Consider the following 19,321-nt stretch of genomic DNA (forward strand, 5'->3'; position numbering starts at 1 on the left):
GCCTCTGGCTTTTCACGGGACCCGATATGCCCACCGCCCCCCGACGTTGTTCAGTGCATCGAAGAGGGAGGCACTGCGGATGCGCTCGATGGTGAAAGTGGGATGGCTGGCGTTGCTCCTGGCGGTGGGCTGCGCCGGACGGCAGGACCTGGAGACGCCGGACTACGAAGCCATCTACGACGTGCCGCTGGAGGAGATGTGGCCGTCGGTCCGGGAGTACTTCACGGAAGCGAACCTGCCCTACCGGGAGGACCGGGGCAGCCTGGTGCTGGAGACCGAGTGGAAGCAGGAGTTCGGCGGCTCGAAGATCGCCGGCTACTGGCACCGCTACATGGTCATCGGCAAGCGGGAGACGCCGACCAAGAGCAAGCTGTGGATCACCCGCATCACCAAGTCGGTGAACAAGGCGCTGTCGCAGCCCGGCAAGGAGCTGGACTGGGGCATGTCCCGGGCCGTTGCCGGGGGCGATGATCCGGATGTCCTGAGCGTGGAAGACGCCGAGGACCGGCTGGCCTTCCCGGTGGGGGAGAACGCCTTCTACATGGAGTCGGGGCAGGGCACGCGCGACCTGACCATGGAGTGGCGGGTCTTCCGGGGCATCATGCCCAAGCTGGCCAAGGCGCAGTCGGCGAAGACGGAGCAGCCGGTGGCGAAGGCCACGTCGACGTTCACCGAGTGCGGTCAGTCCATCCTCGGCCTGAAGAAGCTGGCGAAGGCGGGTGGGGTGATGCTGCTGGGGGAACTGCACGGCACGCAGCAGGTGCCGCGCTTCATCGCGCAGTCGGTGTGCCAGCTCGTCACGGCGGGCGTGCCGGTGACGGTGGGCCTGGAGCTGCCGGTGGAGAACGAGGAGCGCGTCACCGCGTTCCTCCAGAGCCAGGGCGGCGACGTGGACTGGCTCAAGCTGATGGAGGCGCCCTTCTGGCGCAGCCCGTATCCGGACGGCCGTGGCAGCGAGGCCGTGGCGAACATGCTGGAGCAGTTGCGCCATCTGCGAGCGCAGGGCCTGGACGTGGCGGTCTTCGTCTACGACCACCCGAAGCTCTCCGGCCAGCAGCGCGAGGACGCGCTGACGAAGACGGTGCTGGCGCAGGTGAAGTCGAAGCCGGAGCGCTTCCACCTGGTGGTGAGCGGCAACATCCATCCGCGCACGGCGAAGGGCCTGCCCTGGGACAAGCAGTACAAGCCCATGGGCCACCTGCTGAAGGCGGAGCTCGAGGACGTCACGGCACTCGACATGGCCTACAACAGCGGCACGGCGTGGATCTGCGCGGCGAACAAGCAGAGCAGCAAGCTGGACTGCGGCGTGAAGGAAGCGAAGGGGAAGGACAACGGCGACCGCTTCTTCATGCACACCTGGAGCTCTGCCAACAAGGACGGCTACCACGGCGTCTTCTACGTGGGCCCCGTGACGGCCTCCGAGCCCGCCGTCCTCAAGGGCCTGGGGAACCCGGACGCGCCGCCCTCGCCGTCGCCCGCGTCGGGTCTGTAACCCGCGAGGCCTCCAGGGATACGGGCCCACTGGCGTCGCGGCGCGGGCGGTGGCATGGAGGTGGCCTGACTGGAGGCCATCCCATGAGCGACACGCTGCCCGCGCTGCGGGCCACCCTGGCGGAACTGGTGGCGCTGGACACCACGTCCTCGCGCCCCAACGCGCCCCTCATCGACTACGCCCAGGCGCGCCTGGAGGCCGCGGGCTTCACCGCCGAGCGCCAGCACTACACCGACGACGCGGGCGTGGCGAAGGTGAACCTCATCGCGCGCAAGGGCGACGCCGACCGCGCCGCGCTGGCCCTGGTGGGCCACTCCGACTGCGTGCCCTATGACGCCGCCTGGACGGACGCGCTGCGCCTCACGGAGCGCGACGGCAAGCTGTACGGCCGTGGCGCCTGTGACACCAAGGGCTTCATCGCGTGCGCGCTGCACACCGCCACGCGCAAGGACCTGCCGAAGCTGGACGCGCCCCTGCTCGTCATCCTCACCGCGGATGAAGAGGTCGGCCTCGTGGGCGCGAAGAAGCTGGTGTCCGCCGGCCTGGGCCGCGCGAGGCACGCCATCGTCGGTGAGCCCACGCGCCTCATCCCCGTGCGCGCCAACAAGGGCTACTGCCTGGCGGAGGTGGAGGTGCTGGGCAAGGAGGGGCACAGCGCGTACCCGGAGCTGGGTGCGTCCGCCATCTTCCGCGCCGGCCGCTTCCTCCACCGGCTGGAGACGCTGGCGAACACCGTCCTGCGCGAGGACCGCGACGAGGGCTTCCAGCCGCCCTTCACCACCGTGAACGTGGGCCTCATCCAGGGCGGCAAGGCGAAGAACGTCCTGCCCGGCTCCTGCCGCTTCACCGTGGAGTGGCGCCCCATCCCCGGCCAGGCCGCCGAGCGCGTCCCGGAGATGATGGAGCACATCCGCCAGGAGCTCACCCGCGACGAGCCCGCCTACGAGGCGCGCATCAAGGTCCTGCGCATGGACCGGGGCGTCCACACGCGCGGCGACGCGGACGTGGTGCGCTTCCTGGAGCAGGTCAGCGGCAACGCGTCCGAAACGGTGTCCTTCGGCACGGAGGCCCCGCAGCTCACGGAGCTGGGCGCGGAGGCCGTGGTGTTCGGCCCCGGCGACATCCGCGTCGCACACCAGACGGGCGAGTTCGTCCCCATGGAGGACCTGGTGCGCTGCGAGGCCGCGCTCACGCAGGCCGTCGCGCGCTTCTGCACGGGCGGCTAGCCGCGCGGCGCCTCAGGGCTTCGGCGCGTCGACGACCTCGACGTTGCGGAAGCCCTGACACGCCTCCTTGAAGCCGAGCACGTACTTCAGCGACCGCAGCTCCAGCATCAGCTTGCACCACAGCTTGCGCAGCAGGTTGGGGCGCGGCGCGGGCACGCTCGTCACCAGCGAGCCCAGGTCGATGTAGTGGGTCGCCGTGCGGCCCATGCCCTCGAAGTCGTGCTCCAGCCCCTGGCTGAGCTGACGCAGCTCCGGCTCCAGTCGCTGGTGCACCGCGTCCGTCATCAGGACGTACTCGGAGATGGGCACGTCGTTCTTCAGCATCCGGTGCAGGAGGATGACGTCCACCCCCGCCAGCTCCGTGAGGTGCTTCACCTTCTGGAAGGCGACCTCCCCCGCGTGGGCCACGAACTTGAGCGTCAGGTTGCCCACCTGCGTGCACCCGTCGCACTTGCACATGCGGTCGATGACCAGCTCTTCCCGGCGCTCCAGGAAGGCCCGGCGGATGGCCGCCACCTGCTTCGCGATGGGCGAGGTGTCCTCGCCCACGGCGTAGAAGAAGGCCGCGTCGCCCTCGAGCTTCGCCAGCTTGAACCGCCCGGACGCGTCGATGACGGCTTCCAGCAGCTGGGCCACCGTGTCCTGCGCGTGCGCGAGACCGAAGCGGTGCTGCCGCATGAAGCGGGTGTAGCCGCCGATATCCGCGATGAGCAACAGCGCCTTCTCGATCGCCATTCGGCGGCCAGCCTAGCCCAGTCCCCGCACAATCGTCAGTGCCGGGGCAGCGCGCAGGTGCCCACGTCGCGCAGCAGCTTGTGCGCCTCCGCCAGCAGGGCGTGTCCCTTCACCTCCGGAGGCACGCGGGCGATGAGCTTCATGTCCGGCGTCAGCCGGTAGAAGCCCTTGGAGCGCTGCACCAGCCCCGCCACCTTCGCGCCATCCAGCAGCGCGTCGCCACCCAGCGCCAGCGACAGCCGGGCCGGGCCGCCTCCAGCGCGCGCAGCCGCAGCTCGCGCATGTCGATCTTGAGGAGTGTCACCTCGGAGAGGGCGTCCACCTCGTCGGGCGCCTCGCCGTAGCGGTCCACCAGCTCCGCGCGCAGGTCCGTCACCTCGTCCGGGTGGCTGGCCTGGCTGAAGCGCTTGTAGAACACCAGCCGCTGGTGCACGTCCGCCACGTAGTCGTCGGGGATGAGCGCCGGCATGGGCAGGTTGATGTCCGGCTCCACATGCACCTTGGGCGGCTGGCCCTGCAGCTCCGCCACCGCCTCCTCCATCAGCTGCGCGTACAGGTCGAAGCCAATCTCCGCGATGGCGCCGGACTGCTTCTCGCCCAGCAGGTTGCCCGCGCCGCGGATCTCCAGGTCGTGGCTGGCGATGGAGAAGCCCGCGCCCAGCTCCGTGAAGTTCTGGAGCACCTCCAGGCGCCGCTGCGCGTCCTTCGTCACCGGACGGCGCGTGGGCACCAGCAGGTACGCGTACGCGCGCTCCTTGCTGCGGCCCACGCGTCCGCGCAGCTGGTAGAGCTGCGCCAGGCCGAACTGGTCCGCGCGGTTGACGATCATCGTGTTGGCGCTGGAGATGTCGATGCCACTCTCGATGATGCTGGTGCACAGCAGCACCTGGAACTTGTGCTCCGTGAACTGGAGCATCACCTTCTCCAGCTGCCCCTCGCCCATCTGGCCGTGCGCCACGCCAATGGAGACGTTGGGCAGGAGCTTCTTCAGCTCCTGCTCCATGGACGGCAGGGACTCCACGCGGTTGTGCACGAAGAAGACCTGGCCACCGCGAGCGATTTCGCGCTCCACGGCCTCCTTGATGACGGCCTCGTCGTACTTCATCACGAAGGTGCGGATGGCCCGGCGGTCCTGCGGCGGCGTGGCGATGATGCTCATGTCGCGCACGCCGGACATGCTCATGTGCAGCGTGCGGGGGATGGGCGTCGCCGTCAGCGTCAGCACGTCCACCTGCGTGCGCAGCCGCTTGAGCGCCTCCTTCTGCTTCACGCCGAAGCGCTGCTCCTCGTCCACCACCAGGAGCCCCAGGTCCTTGAAGGCCACCTCACCGGCCAGCAGCTTGTGCGTGCCGATGACGATGTCGACCTTGCCCTCCTTGGCGCGGCGGAGGATGTCGCGGATCTCCGGCGGCTTGCGGATGCCGGAAATCACCTCCACCGTGACGGGGTAGTCCTTGAAGCGCTTCTTGAAGGAGTGGAAGTGCTGCTGTGCCAGCACCGTGGTGGGCACCAGCACCGCCACCTGCTTGCGGTCCAGCGTGGCCTTGAAGGCGGCGCGCATGGCCACCTCCGTCTTGCCGTAGCCCACGTCGCCGCAGACGAGCCGGTCCATGGGCTGCGCCTTCTGCATGTCCGACAGCACGTCCTCGATGGCCTTCGCCTGGTCCGGCGTCTCGTCGAACTCGAAGTCCGCCTCGAACTGGGCGAAGTAGCGGTCCGGCGGCGCGAACGCATAGCCCGGGTGCGCCTTGCGCGCGGCGGCCATCTGCAACAGCTCCGCCGCCATCTTGAGCAGCTGCTCCTTGACGCGCTTCTTCGTCTTCTCCCAGCTCGTCGTGCCCAGCTTGTCCAGCTGGACCTTCTCCGGGTCGCCGCCGGTGAACTTCTGGATGAGCCGCATGCGGCCCACCGGCAGGTAGATCTTGTCCCGCCCCGCGTACTCCAGGACGAGGAAGTCCCCCGGCACGCCCTGCACCTCCATCTTCGTCAGGCCCGCGTAGCGCCCGATGCCGAAGTCGGTGTGGACGATGAGGTCGCCTTCCTTCAGGTCCTTGAAGCCCGCGGCGAACGCGTCCAGCTTCTTGCTGCGCTTGACGCGGCGGCGGGAGCGGACGCCGAAAATCTCTTCATCCGCGAGCACCGCCAGCCGGCCCTCGGGGTCGATGAAGCCGTGGCTCACCTCGCCGGTGAACAGGTGCGCCCACACCGCCGGCTCGTAGAGCTTCGCCGGGTCCTGCAACGCCTCCGTGTGCACCTTCACCATCACGGAGCGGTCCAACAGCAGCCGCTTCAGCCGGTCCGCCTGGCTCAAGGTGCCGCACGCCACCGCGCATGCCACGCCGGTGTCGCGCCAGCGTTGCAGCCGCTCCACCAGCGGGGTGAGCGCGCCCTCCTCGCCGTGGTGCGCGAGGATGGCTTCGCGCAGGTCCTGCGTCGTGCCGAAGGTGAAGGCCACGGGCGCTTCGGACTGCGTCAGCGACAGGCCTCCGCCCTCCACCACGCGCAGGGCCTTGAGGCCCGCGGCCACGTCCTCGCGCGTGAGGAAGTGGTGCTCCGGTGGATAGGTGAGGTCCTGGCGCGCGTCCGCCTCCGCCACGCCCTTCGCCAGCTCCGCCTGGAGCTCCTCCAGCACGCGGTCCAGGCCCACCGGGTCGTCCAGGTAGACGACGGGCTCCTTCGCCCACGCGCCCAGGTAGTCGAACACCGAGGCCAGCCCACCCTCGAAGAAGCCGGGCAAGAGGCCCTCCAGCCCGAAGCCAGGGAGCCCTTCGCGGAGCGCGTCCAGCCGCTCGCGCAGCTTGATGGTGGGCAGGTTGATGCGGTCCGCCACCGCGCGGGCGGCGGCCTCGGCGCGCGGGCGGGTGTCGTCGGTGAGCAGCAGCTCGCGCGCGGGCACCAGGTCCACCGTCTTGAGCGCGTCCACGGTGCGCTGCGACTCCGGGTCGAAGACGCGGATGGACTCGATGGTGTCCCCGAAGAACTCCAGGCGCACCGGCCGCTCGTACAGCGGGCTGAAGACGTCCAAGAGGCCGCCGCGCACGCTGAAGGTGCCCTTGTCCTCCACCAGCGGGCTGTTCTGGTAGCCCATCAGCGCCAGCTTCCGCGCCAGCGAGTCGCGGTCGAAGTCCTGGCCCACCTCCACGCGCTGGGCCAGCCCCTCCATCACGCCCAGCGGCAGCACGCGGCGGTGCAGCGCGCGCACGGACAGCACCAGCGCGGGGAAGGGCGTGCCACGCGCCAGGTGGAACAGCGCGCCCAGGCGCTCCGTGATGGGGCCCGCCTCCGGCGACAGCTCGTCGTACGGGAGCACCTCGTCCGCGGGCAGCCGCAGCACGCGGGGCTCCAGCAGGCTGCCGGTGCCGCCCAGGAAGAAGGCCAGGTCGTGCGCGAGCGCGTCCGCCGCTTCTTCGTCCACGGCCACGCACACCAGGGGCGCGCGCAGCTCGCGGTGCAGGCGGGCGAGCAGGTGGCCGCGCGCCGCGCCCTTCACACCCTGCGTCCGCGCGCGGTGCCCCACGCGCAGGGAGGCGAGGAGCCGGGCGAAGGCATCACCGGAGGGAGGGGGAGCACCGCCGGGCCAGGACGTGCCGTCGGACTTCGGAGGAAGAGAGGTATCCATTCGGGGGCCCGTGTGGGGCCCTCGGCTAATTAGGGTGCGCCCTCTCCCAAATCAACGCTGGATGCGGACACCTGTCGTGTCCATGGAAGCAGCGGGACGGCCGCCGGGCGGGGAGGCTCACGCGCGCCCGGGACACGGAAGGGTCCCCGGGCGCGCGGCCGGTTCCGCTCAGGGCGCGGTGCAGGCCGAAATCAGCCGCAGGTCCTTCTTGGTGGCGTCCCCGGTGGTGGCGGCCAGGGAGTCGCAGTCCATCACGCTGGAGAGGCCCGTCAGCGGCTCCACCATCAGCACGCTCTTGGCGCGGTTGGACGTGAACTGGAAGCGGATTTCGTGGTCCTTCGGCGCGGCGGCGGCGACGACGGCGGACTGGCCCAGCTGCCCCTGCAGGCAGTTCATCTTGTTGAACGCCGGCCGGCCGGAGCCCGGCAGGAAGCACAGGTTGTTCATGGACGCCGCGTTCATGGTGGCCGGGATGATGATGTCCGGCCCCGTGCTGCTGCAGCAGTCGGGCGCGTCGCGGCAGGTCTTGGCCAGGCAGGCCGTGCTGGGACACTTGTCCAGGGTCCACTCGTCCGGAGTGGCCAGGTCATCGCCGCACTTCAGCTGCTCCCAGCGGGCCACGGTGTACCGCTGACCATCCGGCTGCTCGACGTCGTTCTCCACCACGAAGCGCACGGGCTGGTTGGTGCTGATGGCCAGCTGCCGCGCGCGCAGCGCGGACGACCACAGCTCCCGCGTGGCGGTGTTCTCACGCTGCCCGCTGATGCGGCCCTGCATGCCGGCCACGGCGAGCGCCATGACCACGCCCACCACCGCCACGGCCGTCATGATCTCCAGCAGCGTCATGCCCCGAATGTGCTTCATTTGCTGGCTTCCTCCGTCTTCAGACGGACCAATCCCACCGAGGCGAAGTTGCGCGGCTCCACCGTGAAGGTGAAGCGCCGGCGCTTGTAGCCGTCCTGCACGTAGCCCTCTTCGTCGACGCCCGAGAGCACCGCGTCCTGGTTGGCGCGCCGGGTGCGCACGACCAGCGAGATCTCCAGCAAGCGGACCCGCTGACGCAGCTCCCGGATCAGCTCCTCGTCCGTGGCCGGCAGGGCCACGTCCGTGGTGCCATCCAGCGCCTTGCCCGGCCAGCAGGCCTTCGTGGCGTACTGGGCCTTCGTGCACTTGGAGATGGGCGGATGCTTCGTCCCCGGGTTGTAGCTGTTGTCACCGGGGTACCAGTCCAGCGTGGGCTTCCCCGCGGACGGGACCTTCGTCGGGTCGAAGTCCATCACGCCTTCGCGCACGGTCAACTGCTCCACGTCGCGGCTCAGCACGGCCCAGGTGGCCATTCCGGGCGCCTGGTACTCCAGCGTGGGGATGTTGCTCGCCCAGTTCACCCGGTAGGCCGCGCCCTCCAGTCGCAGGGCCAGCCAGTTCTCCGGCTCCGTGGTCGCCGCGCCAAACGCCCACGAACTGGCCTGCTGGCAGTAGGAACTCGTGAAGGGGTCCTTGATGGTGAGCCTGTCAGTCCCGTTGTTCACGCTGACAAGGGTCGCCGGACAGGCCCACTTGTTGCCACCGCTGACGAACACCACGGGCACTTCCCCGCCCGAGACGATGTCCGTGGAGGGGGCCGACGCCGTGCAGTAGGTGGTGTTGGTGTCGCGAAGCGAGCTGCCCCCACCACACCCTTTCAGGGTGAGCATGTTCCGCGTGTTGCCCCAGTAGACCTGGATGACGTCCGACTCCAGCTCCGGGGTGGGGGCCTTCACGAAGGCCGGATCCGCGGCCAGCGGGGTGTCCAGTCCCGTCGTCAGGTCCGGCTTGCTCCAGACCATGATGGGCGAGCTCAGGTTCGTGTCGGAGAAGGAGATGGGCGCGTTGCCCATGCCCGCTCCCGCGCGACTCAGGTCCCCGGTGAGGTGCTCCTTCACCGCCCGGCCGGTGATCTGCGCGACCATGGTCTGTTCCTCGAAGAGGGCACGCTTCTGCATCTGCGTGCCCACCACGAGTCCAGTGGCCAGGACGATGACCCCCAGCGAGCTGGCGATCATCACCTCGAGGAGCGTGAAGCCCCGGTCATTCACGAAGGTCTGTTTCATGGTGCCAACCGGGTCTGGAGGACCACGGCCTGTCTGCCCTCGCGAATGCCCTGCTCCGTCCAGCTCACTGTCACCCGCACGTTCAAGAGGGTGCCCTTCGAGACGCCCGCCAGGACGCGGCTGATGGACGGCTCACCCCACTTGGTTCCCTCCGCGGTGCCGACCTTCGCGGAGTTGTCCACGTCGACGTCCACGTCATAGGCGCGGGCCACCACCCCGGCCGGGGCCGTGGTCCGCAGGTCGCCTTCCGCCGTCTGGTACACGGTGTAGGTGTAGTTATCCAGGTTGGAGCAGTCATTGGTGCCCTCGCACCCTCGCGCGAGGATGCTCTCCAGCTCCCGCTCCGCGATGACCTGCGCCTGGTTGGCCGTCAGGGTCTGGCGGTTGGAGCGGGCGGTCTGGCTCACCACGGTCATCGCGGCCGCCACGCCCAGCAGCATGACGGCCATGGTGGCCATGACTTCCAGCAGGGTGACACCCCGTGCCGCGCGCGACTTCATTGCGGCAGCCTTCCGTCCGGCAGGGACTCCCACAGCATGATCTGCGAACGGGGGATGCTGCTCATGCCTGACTTGTTGTTCCACTTCTTGCTTCCCCTGACCTTCATCTGGCCTGTCGCGGTGAGCACGAAGAAGTGCTCGTCGTGGACCACGGGCGGCGAGATGGAGTGCCCGTCCAGCACGGACCGCTTGAGGGTGCCCGTGAGCTGGTCGGCGGTGTAGGCGCTGCCATTGCGCGTGTCGCTCAGGTTGCAGATGTCCGCCGCCGCGCCCACCGCGGTCGCCGCGTAGACGCTGTCCGCGCTGATGGTCACGCCGCCCCAGAGCTTCTCGCCCTTCTCCATCTTCTGCACCCACATCGGGTCGAGCGTCTTGCATCCGTCCTTGTTCTTGGGATCCGGGTCCTCGAAGCCGAGCAGGAAGTACTGGAACTGGGGGTTCTTCGGATCCGCTTCGGTGGGACCGTCCGTGTACTGGTCCGGGTTGTCACCCGTGCCGAAGAAGAAGCGCACCGCGGAACCCTTCTCCGTCGTGATGAGCTTCACCGCCATGTTGGAGAAGAGCTGCTGGTACTTCAGGTCCTTGTCGGGGATCTGCCCCTTCAGCGCCAGCGAGGTATTGGCCACCATGCACTTCTCCACCTTGCTGCCGCGCTTCTTGCTCTTCGTCACGTTCTGGAGGTTGACGCGCCAGATGGTCCCGTTCGTCGTGGGCACGTACATCACGTCGTAGGTACCGTCCCGGTCCAGGTCCAGCATCGCCGTCTCCGCCGCGATGCCCACGCCCTCGTCGAACGTGATGACGCCCGCGTACTTGCCCTCGCCGGTCCCATCGTAGTCGAGCGGCTTGCCCGTCTTCATGTCCAGCAGGAACACCGCGCCTGCCCGCTTGTTCGCCGGCTCGTAGTCGGTGCCTACCACCGCCACCCAGCGCCGGTCCTTCTCCGCGGCTCCGCCCCAGGCGATGCGGGCCACCGAAGGCGCGTGGCGCGAGCCGGTGTTGTCGGGCGGCACGACGCTGGTGTCCTTGGCGAACTCCGCCGCGACGGTCGAGTCCGCGAGGCTGAACTCCCACATGGGCAGCGGATACTGCGCCGGGAGGTCCGGCCGGGTGATGTCGAGCGCGAAGACCGTCGGGTTGCTCTTGCCGGACGCGGAGACGAGCACCGTCTTCGCCCCCGTGTTGCGCGACGCCGTCGTGGAGGGCTTCCACTCGAACTTGATGGTGGCGTCGGTCCAGCTCGTCTTGTTGCCCAGGTCCACGTTGGCGATGGTGGGCGAGGCATCCACCTGCGGCTTGGGCAGGGTGGCCGAGCCGCGGAAGCGCACGTACTGGTTGCGGTACTGGCTGAGCATCATGTTCGGCATGTAGGTGAAGAGCTCTTCACCGGAGCCATACTCGCGAGGCGCGGGGCTGGCCACCGTGCCGCAGGTCTTGGGCACGAAGTAGCCGCGCTGCTGGTCGAACCCGATGCAGCCGTCGCGCAGGGCGTTGCGGAACTCACCCGTGTCGAAGGCATGGAGGGCGCCCGTCATCGTGCCCACGTAGGCCACGGTGTCGCGCGTCTCCAGCGGCTTCATGAAGTTATCGGTGTAGAGCGTCCGCTCGGCCGGCTTCGCGTTCTGGTACCAGTTGTCCTGGTACGGCGGCACCGCCACCGCCACGGTGGACAGGTTGATGCCACCCATGGCCCACGGCCGGCGCTGATTGTTGGTGCCGGTGGCCTGGCGGTTCTCGTACCCGTACAGCCAGTCCACCAGGAAGTCGTTGTCGTTGACGGTGCCCGCTGGGGGCTTTTCGGCTGCCGGCAGCTTCTCGACGATGCTGGTCGTCAGGCAGCTGCCGTCGTGGTTCAGGTCGTACCTGTAGCGACCGTCGATTTCGCTGAAGTCATTGCAGAGGTTGTCGGGGAACAGGGGGCTGTTCGCGGTGTCCTTGTCCCCGGCCATGTTCTTGACCTGCGCGCGGTTGCCCGAACTGTCCGTCGTGTAGAGCTTGCGGTCCTTGAGCTCGCCGCTGGTGAGCGCCAGCGCCATGACGCGGCCGGCCTCCCACCGCTCCTTCGCGGCCGTCTTCGAGGGGTCTTCCGGGTTGTAGAGCGACTGCAGGTAGAGCCGGCCGCGGATGCCGTAGTCCTTGGTGGCGTCATAGGCGCGGATGCCCGGCCCGGGCAGGCTGCCCTTGGTGGCGCTCCAGCCCGTGCCCCAGTTCTGGCCCGGCGTCTCGTTCACACCCCAGATGGCCACGTTGCCCAGCGTGCTGGGGCTGGAGCGCGCGTAGGCGCCCGAACGCACCGCTTGGTAGCCGATGTCCACGTCGTCGATGATGGGAACGCACCGGTCGTTGGGGCTGCTGATGTCCACCTTCCAGCACAGCTGGGAACCGGTGACGCCCATGGCCAGCAGGTCCAGCTCCACCTCCTGCGTGGGCGGGGTGGTGGTGGGGAAGACGACGGGGATCCACGACGGGTTGGGGTTGGGCTGGTACTCGCCCTTGTCGTCCAGCACGCGGCAGTCCACGGCGATGGAGTAGTTGATGGTGGGCAGCACACCGCTGGCCGTGCAGGCGTTGGATCCCACCGGATCCTCGGTCCAGCAGGGCGCCTTCGAGCAACCCGCGCGGATGCCGCTGGGCGGAGGCCCCGGATTCGCGTAGGGCGCGACGTCGTCCTGACGGCGGAAGCGCACCTTGGTGATGGTGAAGTCTGGACCGAGCGAGCTGGTCATCACGTCCGAGGACACGGTGTTGGACTTGGCGCCGCCGCCGTTCTCCTTGTTGATCAGGAACACGATGTCGTTGAAGTCGCGGTCACCACCGCCGCTGAGGTCCTCGAAGCCGAGGATCCACCGGAAGGGGTCCTTCTTGGGGGCGCCCACGATGACGTGGGGCATGAAGTTCATCCGGTCCAGCGCTGCGTTGGTGACCGTCCCGTCCGCCTTCGTGCCCGGGCGGATGATCTCCACGCGCTCCTTGGGCATGCTCAGCAGGCTGTAGGCGGCCGTGTTCAGCCGGTTGAGGGTGGCGTTGTCCAGCCAGCCGCAAGCCTTGCCCGGGGTGCCGTCGTCGAAGCCGCAGCCGTTGCTCGAGGTCTTGCAGGACTCGCTGTAACCGCAGCCGATGTTGCGCTCGGCCACCACGGTGTTCGTGGTCTTGTTCTTGGCGTTGTAGACGTCCTTGAAGTTCTGGTCGAGGTTCCAGGTGGCCTTGGAGAAGAACACGTGGACGGACGTCTTCAGGTGCAGCAGGCACTTGCCGTCCTCCTTCGCGACGCCCGTGTAGGGCTTGCGCTTGAGGCACGGCGCCACCGTTCCGTTATCCAGGTTGTGGCGGGTGTCGTAGAACACGACGGCGAAGAAGATGACCTCCTTGCCACCCGGGATCATCCCCAGGTCGACCGTGCGGTCGAAGACGCTGATGCCCTCGTCCGGGTTGCTGGGGCGCTTCAGGCCGGAGTAGTCGTACGCCGACACGTCGTAGTCCGGGACACCCCCGAGAGGGCCGATGTCGTCGGAGGTGTCCGCGATAGGGCTCAGCTTGCGGAAGACGGTCTTGTCGCTGTCGTCATCCACGAGCTGGAACACCATGCGGCCCATGCCCAGGTTGCCGTTCGCGGGGGACCTGGGTTCCAGCAGGTTCGGGATGTGGCTGAAGAGGCCCTGGTCGGACGCGTCGTCGACGCTCAGGTCCTTGGGGTCGTCGATGTTGGGTTCCTTCTTGCCGTCAACCCAATGATCGCCAAGCTCCATCTGCTTGCCGACCCAGTCCACCGTGATGTTGTCGTTCCGGGGATTGAAGTCCTTGGTGACGGGGCGGGCGTCCGACGTGTCGTTGTGGGTGTAGAAGTCCTCGGCGCAGTTCTTGTCCATCGCCAGCTCGGGGTGGTTGTACGTGAACCCCCCGGAGGTGAAGGTCTTGTTGCAGCGCCGCGAAATGCCGATGTACGGGTGGTCCAGCTTGGTGTCGGAGTCCGGCGTGAGGTTGTACAGCGCCTCGTGCAGGTCGAGGATGCCGTTGCCGTTCAGGTCGACGAGCTCGCCCTGGGCGTTCGCGTATTTGCGAGCCTTCACCTCATCCATGTACATGTAGCCGAGCGCGTGGGACGCGCCCGCGGACTCGTACACGTAGCTGATGGTGACGCGCTGGTCGAAGGGGAACGTGATGTTCTCCACGTCCAGCTTCTTGAGGTTGGTCTCCAGCTGGAGCCGGCCGTCCTCACGCAGCTTGATGGTGTTGTTGTCGATGCTGAGCCCATCCGGGCCGATCTGGAAGGCGCCCTGCTTGTCGTTGCCCAGGTCGTCCTGGCACAACTGGGGCGGCGAGGCCGCGAGCACGGGCGTGGACACCGCTACCAGCAATGCCGTGAGGCCCTGAAAGAGCGTACGCATCACTTCTTCCCCTGGTTGTTCGACTGGGTCTTCGCCTTCTCTTCGGCCTTGCGCTGCAGCGTGCGTTCCTTTTCGCGCTGCTCCACCTGATCACCCAGCAGCTGCCGGCGCGGTGGAGGCGTGGGAACGGTCACGGTGGCCAGGAAGCCCATCAAGGCGTCCAGGTCCTCGGGCGCGAGCAGACGCGTGTCACAGGCCGTCCTCGGGTTGACGCGGTGGGGCGCCTTCACCCAGGTGCGCAGCTGGTCCAGGTCCATCTTCTGGCGCACCTGGGACATGGCGGGGCCCAGCGGATCGCGGTTCCCATAGATGCTGGCCTTCGGCCGCTCCGTGGGTTGCTGGGCCAGGTGGCAGCGCGAACAAGCCTGGTTGAAGACCAGCTCGCCCTGGTCCTGGGCGCTGGCCAGCACCGGGAGCAGAGGCAACAGGAAGAAGAAGCGTTTCATGGGGAACTCGTGGGGCGACGGGTTCAGAGGGTGGTGGTTTCTTCGTCCGTGGGTTCGTTCTGGTCCGTGGGATTGTCGTAGGTCATGTCCGGACCGCAGCCCTTGCTGATGCAGCCGGGCGTGAAGACGGACTGACCATCGGTGTTGGCGACCAGGGCCTGCACCACGGCGCGCGTCGGGCGGCCATGGGGGGTGGTCACCTCGCCCACGGCGATGACCCACAGCTGCTTGTTGTAGTCGGTGCCGAAGCTGGCGGAGTCGTCGTCGTCGTCATCCCGGACGAAGACGCGGTAGCGCACGTTGCGCTGCTCCGGGTAGTCGGTGATGTCGGCGCGGATCTCCGAGCCGTCCAGCGTGTCCGTGGTGATGAGGTAGTCGTTCCAGCCGTCCGCGCCGGTGCCCGGGAGCAGCTCGTACCAGGGGTAGGCATCGGAACCCATGCCGGGCAGCGTGACGCGAGACGTCCCGAGGGTCGTCCCCAGCGCCATGGGGCCCGTGCTGGTGCTCAGCAGCAGCCGCACCGCTTCGCGGCCCTCCGCGAGGCCCGCCTCGGCGGCGAAGAACGCCTGCTTCTGGCGGCGGGTATCCGCCTGGGTGTCGGCCTCGCGACCCACCACGTTGAGGCTGAGCATCACCGCCATCGTCACGACCGCGACCACGCCCAGCGCGAGCAGGAGCGTGAAGCCACGGGACTGACGGCGGGGAGTTGGGCGACGCGACATCGGGGGCTCCTTCGCGCACCCCTGGGGGGAGGTGCGGCTTGGGAGCCTCTGAACAGCAAGCTTCGTGCCGGGAATTCCGGCACTCAACCCGCCGGAATAAGGGATGTCCGTGAGGTGGGGGGGTGCCGTGTGACGTCAGGCGGCTGCGCAAACTTTGCGAGCCCCCTCATTCTTGCGAGGCTGCCCGGGTGTCAGCGCTGGCCGCCGCGCACGGCGGCGCGCAGGCGGAGCATGTCGTCCAGGACGCCGGGGTCCACCAGCTCCAGGGCGGCCTTCTGGGAGAGGGCGCGGGTCTGCCGGCGGTACTCCTCCTCATCCTCCTCGCCGCCGCCCTTGCCGCCGTCGCTGCCGCCCTTGCCACCGCCCTTGCCGTCGCCGCCCTTGGGCATCAGCGCCACCGGCTGGGAGATGCCCGGCTCCAGGCGGGGGAAGGCATTGGCGTCGGCGCGCACCGACGTGAAGAGGCTGACCATGGACAGGCAGAACACGATGGCGACGGTGAGGGTCTTCATGGCGGCTCCAATTCTCCCAATCCCCACGACGCCCGGGCGCGAAGGCTTATTCACGATCACTCCTCCTTCGCCTTGAAGGTGCGGATGTATCGCACCAGGGCATCCATCTGCTCCGGGGTGAGCCGGTCCTTGTAGGCCTTCATCTTGGGGTTGTGGGACGAGCCGTTGGCGATGACCTGGCGCAGTTCAGCGTCCGACTCCGCCTTCTGCCAAGCGGCCCGGCTCATGTCGGGGATGGACTCCTTCTGGCCCATGCGCGTCTGGGCGCGGCCGTCCGGTCCGTGGCAGTTCTTGCAGCTCTTGTCCCAGAGGGCGGCGGCGTCCTCGGCGTGGGAGAGGGCGGGAGCGCACAGCAGGAGGGTGGACAGCGGGAACCACCGCGAGGTCATGCACGGTCTCCGAAGGAGGGGGACGCCAGTATAGCCACGCGCTCAGGAGCCGGCGCGGGGCCAGAAGGGCGCGGTGGGGCGGCCGGGGGGCTGGAGCCAGACGGACTCCAGGAAGCGCACCGCGTTCTGATCCGCTTGGTCGTTCCGGGTGAACACCGCCTGCGTGCTCGCGAGCACCGCCAGCGTCGCGAGCCCCGCCACCCAGGCGGCTGGCGCGGTCGCGCGTCCGGCCTCGTCGCGGACCAGCGCCCCGAAGACGGCCGCCGCCACGGTGACGAGCGCCGCGAACAGCACCGCGCCCGCCAGGGACGTGGGCAGGCCCAGCCAGGCGAGCAGGTTGGGCGGGTGGTAGCCGTCCAGGAACAGCGGCCGGGCCAGCGCGAGCACGGGGGTGGAGACGTCGTCGGGGATGTAGTTGACGAAGGTGGCCAGGCCCGTGATGAGCACGGACGCCGCGCACAGCATGGCCGCGATGCCGGACAGCACCGGCCGGCCCGCGCCGCGCAGCCGCTCCAGCACCAGGCCCGCGGGCAGCAGCAGGAAGGGCACCAGCCCCGTGAGGTGGCGGGGCCCCGTGGTCCAGCCCCACGAGTCGTAGGTGAACGACGAGGTGAAGTACGTGTAGCCGGCGAGCGTGGCCGCGGACATCCAGAAGAGGGCGCGCCCTTCCGGGGACGTCCTGCCCAGGCGCTTGAGCAGCGCGAGCCCGGGCAGCGCGAGCAGGAGGAACGGCGACAGGGTGAAGAGGCCCCGCAGCGGGGAGAAGAACGACAGCGTGAAGGCGCGCGGATCCGGCGTGCGGATGCCCAGGAAGCCGCCCAGGTGCCACGGCTGGTAGGCCGCGTCGTTGAGGTGCTTGTAGCCCGTCTCCAGCGGGTGCCCGAAGGTGGCCTGGTGGTAGAGCCCCAGCGCCACGATGAAGGGCAGCGCGCCCACTACGGCGAGCCCCGTGGCCCGGCCCAGCTTCTTCAGCCGCGCGGCCCACGGCTCGTGCGTGCCTGGCACGGTGAGGACGGCGTAGAGGATGAGCCCCAGCACTCCGAGCGCTCCGGTGTACTCAGCGGCGACGGTGGCGCCCGCGCACGCGCCGGCCACGGCGTAGCCGCGCTCGCGCCACTCGCCGCGCGACAGCTTCCAGAGCGCGTAGAAGCCCGCGAAGAGCAGCACCGCCGTCGTCTGGTGGCTCATGAAGAGCAGCGAGTAGCTGAACGCGAGCGAGCCCAGCGCGTACGTCACCGTGACGCCATCCGCGACGATGGGCGACAGGAACGCGGAGAGGAAGCGGCGCACCAGCCACAAGAGCCCCAGCGTGGGCAGCACCGTGAGGAAGAGGCGGCTGAAGAAGACGAGCGGCACCTCCGGCACGGCGTAGCGGTGGCCGCCGCCCAGGAGTCTCAGGCCCGCGTACACGGGCACCGCGGCGAAGGACAGCAGCGGCGCCTTGGACGGGTAGTACCGCCCGTCCATCACGGACAGGTCGCCCACCGGGCCGTAGTCGCGCAGGGCGCGGTTGATCTCCAGCGTCCCGTCCTCCACCAGGGCGCGCGTCTGCCACAGGCGGCACAGCTCGTTGGGCGAGCGCAGGCCCGGGTGGTACGGGAAGAGCAGCACGTAGAGCGCCGCGACCGTGGCCCACACCGCCCTGGGCAGCCCCGCGGCGCGGGGCGCGGGCGCCACGGTGGGGGGCGCCGGGGCCGCGTCGGGGGGCCGCGGGGAGGTGGAGTGGGCTTCGGCGCTCACGCGGGCATCAGACGGCGCGGGCGACGGCGAACAGGCTCATGCCCACGGGCAGCCGCACCTGTTGTTCGGCCTGGGCGATCAGGGGGGCCAGCGCGTCGTAGAGCTTGAGCTGGAGCTTGGGCACCGCGCGGCGTCGCAGGATGCGGCTGTTGACGAACCAGCCCGGCATGCCGACGAAGTTCATCCACTCCAGCGTGTCCACGCGGAAGCCGTTCTCCTGGAGCACCGCGCGCAGGGACTCCGGCGTGTAGCGGCGGTAGTGGCCCACGGCCTCGTCGATGGCGCCGAACAGCTGCGGCAGCGCCGGCACGAGGATGAGCACGCGGCCGTCCGGCTGGAGGATTTGACGGAAGCGGCGCACCGCGGACGCGTCGTCCGGGATGTGCTCCAGCACGTTGGACAGCACGATGGTGTCCAGGTTCTCCGCCTTCAGCGACTCCCAGTCCGCGAGCGCCACGTCGGACAGGTAGGGGCGCACGTGGGGCTTGCCGCGGAAGAGGTTCTTCAGGCGGTCCACGTAGAAGCGCTCCACCTCCAGCGCGACCAGGTGCTCCGCGCCGGCCTCCAGCTCGCGGGTGATGGTGCCGATGCCGGCGCCAATCTCCAGCACGCGCCGGCCCATGTGCTCGCGGAAGCGGCGGCCCAGCCACTGGTTGTAGTGGGTGGCGCCGTCCATGCGCTCCAGGGTGGAGTAGCCCTCGTGCTGGTTGTCCGCGTCGTCGCGCACGGTGGCGTAGCGCACCAGCGTGCGCAGGCGGGCCAGGTGCGCGGAGGCCGGGCGGCGCGGCACGGCCTGCAGCGGCGGCAGGGACACCTCCGTGAGGCGGAAGAGCTGCGCGGCCAGCTTCACCACCAGCTCCGCGTCCACCGCGTCGTCGTCGCTGGTGAGCTGGATGGAGCGCAGCGCCTCCGTGCGGAAGGCGCGCAGGCCGGTGAGCGGATCCGTCAGCGCCACGTCGGTGACGAAGCGGGTGATGCCGCCCAGCGCGCGCTCGGCCACCATCTCCGGCGACATGCCGGGGCGCCGGCCGAAGACGCCGTCCGCGGTGTCGTCCCGCAGGGGCTGCACCAGGGCATCGTAGGTGTCGGGCGAGTAGGCGGCGTCCGGATCCTGGAGCACCGTGTGGGCGCCGGTGACGTGGGGGAGCGCGGCGCGGATGGCCGCCCCCTTGCCACCCTGGGCGGCGAGGACGTGGACGTTGGGACCGGGCGTGACGTCCACCGGCCCTTCACCCGCGAGCACGACCTGGGCCTGGCCGGACAGCGCGTGGGCGAAGCGGGCGGCGGCGGCGGCGGTGGCGGGGTTGAAGGGCAGGACGACCGAAAGCGCAGGAACCATTGCGCCGCTCACTACCACAGGACCCTCCAGGGTGCGCGTTCGCGGACCGGCGCGGATGGATGAGGGGCATCCAGGCGGCGTTCCGTCGGATGGACAACCCGCCCGGCCCGTTGCACGCTCCGGGCG

At 69.1% G+C, this 19,321-nt stretch carries 13 protein-coding genes and 1 pseudogene; 2 read left to right on the top strand and 12 right to left on the bottom strand.

The features are described 5' to 3' along the window. Nucleotides 1–79: 79 nt before the first annotated feature. Together ACX114_RS04885 and argE are read left to right on the top strand one after the other, a co-directional pair. Nucleotides 80–1,492, top strand: coding sequence for a hypothetical protein (locus ACX114_RS04885; protein ID WP_459295210.1), 1,413 nt, complete (start codon nt 80–82; stop codon nt 1,490–1,492). Between the two features lie 83 nt (nt 1,493–1,575). Further along, entirely contained in the window at nt 1,576–2,718 is a 1,143-nt protein-coding gene (gene argE / locus ACX114_RS04890) for an acetylornithine deacetylase (protein ID WP_459295212.1), read from the top strand. Nucleotides 2,719–2,730: 12 nt separating this feature from the next. Here argE and ACX114_RS04895 read toward each other — a convergent pair whose 3' ends face one another. From ACX114_RS04895 to ACX114_RS04950, 12 genes and pseudogenes are all read right to left on the bottom strand, one after another. Beyond that, nucleotides 2,731–3,453: a DUF2652 domain-containing protein gene (locus tag ACX114_RS04895; RefSeq protein ID WP_459295214.1), complete on the bottom strand. Its 723-nt coding sequence runs from the start codon at nt 3,451–3,453 to the stop codon at nt 2,731–2,733. Between the two features lie 35 nt (nt 3,454–3,488). Then, nucleotides 3,489–7,072, bottom strand: a pseudogene (gene mfd / locus ACX114_RS04900) (transcription-repair coupling factor). 168 nt (nt 7,073–7,240) lie between these two features. Then, complete coding sequence (locus ACX114_RS04905; RefSeq protein WP_459295216.1) at nt 7,241–7,936, bottom strand: pilus assembly FimT family protein; 696 nt, start codon at nt 7,934–7,936, stop codon at nt 7,241–7,243. Continuing rightward, nucleotides 7,933–9,162 carry a PilW family protein gene (locus ACX114_RS04910; protein WP_459295218.1) on the bottom strand — a complete coding sequence of 410 codons (1,230 nt, stop codon included), beginning with the start codon at nt 9,160–9,162 and terminating at the stop codon, nt 7,933–7,935. Before ACX114_RS04910 ends, ACX114_RS04905 begins: the two co-directional genes overlap by 4 nt. Continuing rightward, nucleotides 9,159–9,662 carry a type IV pilus modification PilV family protein gene (locus ACX114_RS04915; RefSeq protein ID WP_459295220.1) on the bottom strand — a complete coding sequence of 168 codons (504 nt, stop codon included), beginning with the start codon at nt 9,660–9,662 and terminating at the stop codon, nt 9,159–9,161. Before ACX114_RS04915 ends, ACX114_RS04910 begins: the two co-directional genes overlap by 4 nt. Then, the gene (locus ACX114_RS04920; protein ID WP_459295222.1) at nt 9,659–14,047 is read right to left on the bottom strand and encodes a DUF4114 domain-containing protein; all 4,389 of its coding nucleotides are present in this window, start codon (nt 14,045–14,047) and stop codon (nt 9,659–9,661) included. The genes ACX114_RS04915 and ACX114_RS04920 overlap by 4 nt, the downstream gene beginning before the upstream one ends. Beyond that, nucleotides 14,047–14,493, bottom strand: coding sequence for a hypothetical protein (locus ACX114_RS04925; protein ID WP_459295224.1), 447 nt, complete (start codon nt 14,491–14,493; stop codon nt 14,047–14,049). Before ACX114_RS04925 ends, ACX114_RS04920 begins: the two co-directional genes overlap by 1 nt. A 23-nt stretch (nt 14,494–14,516) precedes the next feature. Continuing rightward, the gene (locus ACX114_RS04930) at nt 14,517–15,215 is read right to left on the bottom strand and encodes a hypothetical protein (RefSeq protein WP_459295226.1); all 699 of its coding nucleotides are present in this window, start codon (nt 15,213–15,215) and stop codon (nt 14,517–14,519) included. Nucleotides 15,216–15,406: 191 nt separating this feature from the next. After that, entirely contained in the window at nt 15,407–15,727 is a 321-nt protein-coding gene (locus tag ACX114_RS04935) for a hypothetical protein (RefSeq protein WP_223762773.1), read from the bottom strand. Nucleotides 15,728–15,783: 56 nt separating this feature from the next. Beyond that, entirely contained in the window at nt 15,784–16,116 is a 333-nt protein-coding gene (locus tag ACX114_RS04940) for a c-type cytochrome (protein ID WP_459295228.1), read from the bottom strand. Between the two features lie 42 nt (nt 16,117–16,158). After that, entirely contained in the window at nt 16,159–17,856 is a 1,698-nt protein-coding gene (locus ACX114_RS04945) for a hypothetical protein (protein ID WP_459295230.1), read from the bottom strand. Nucleotides 17,857–17,863: 7 nt separating this feature from the next. Next, nucleotides 17,864–19,195, bottom strand: coding sequence for a methyltransferase domain-containing protein (locus ACX114_RS04950; RefSeq protein ID WP_459295232.1), 1,332 nt, complete (start codon nt 19,193–19,195; stop codon nt 17,864–17,866). Between the last annotated feature and the right edge of the window lie 126 nt (nt 19,196–19,321).

The sequence above is a fragment of the Corallococcus sp. M7 genome (genome assembly GCF_054512695.1).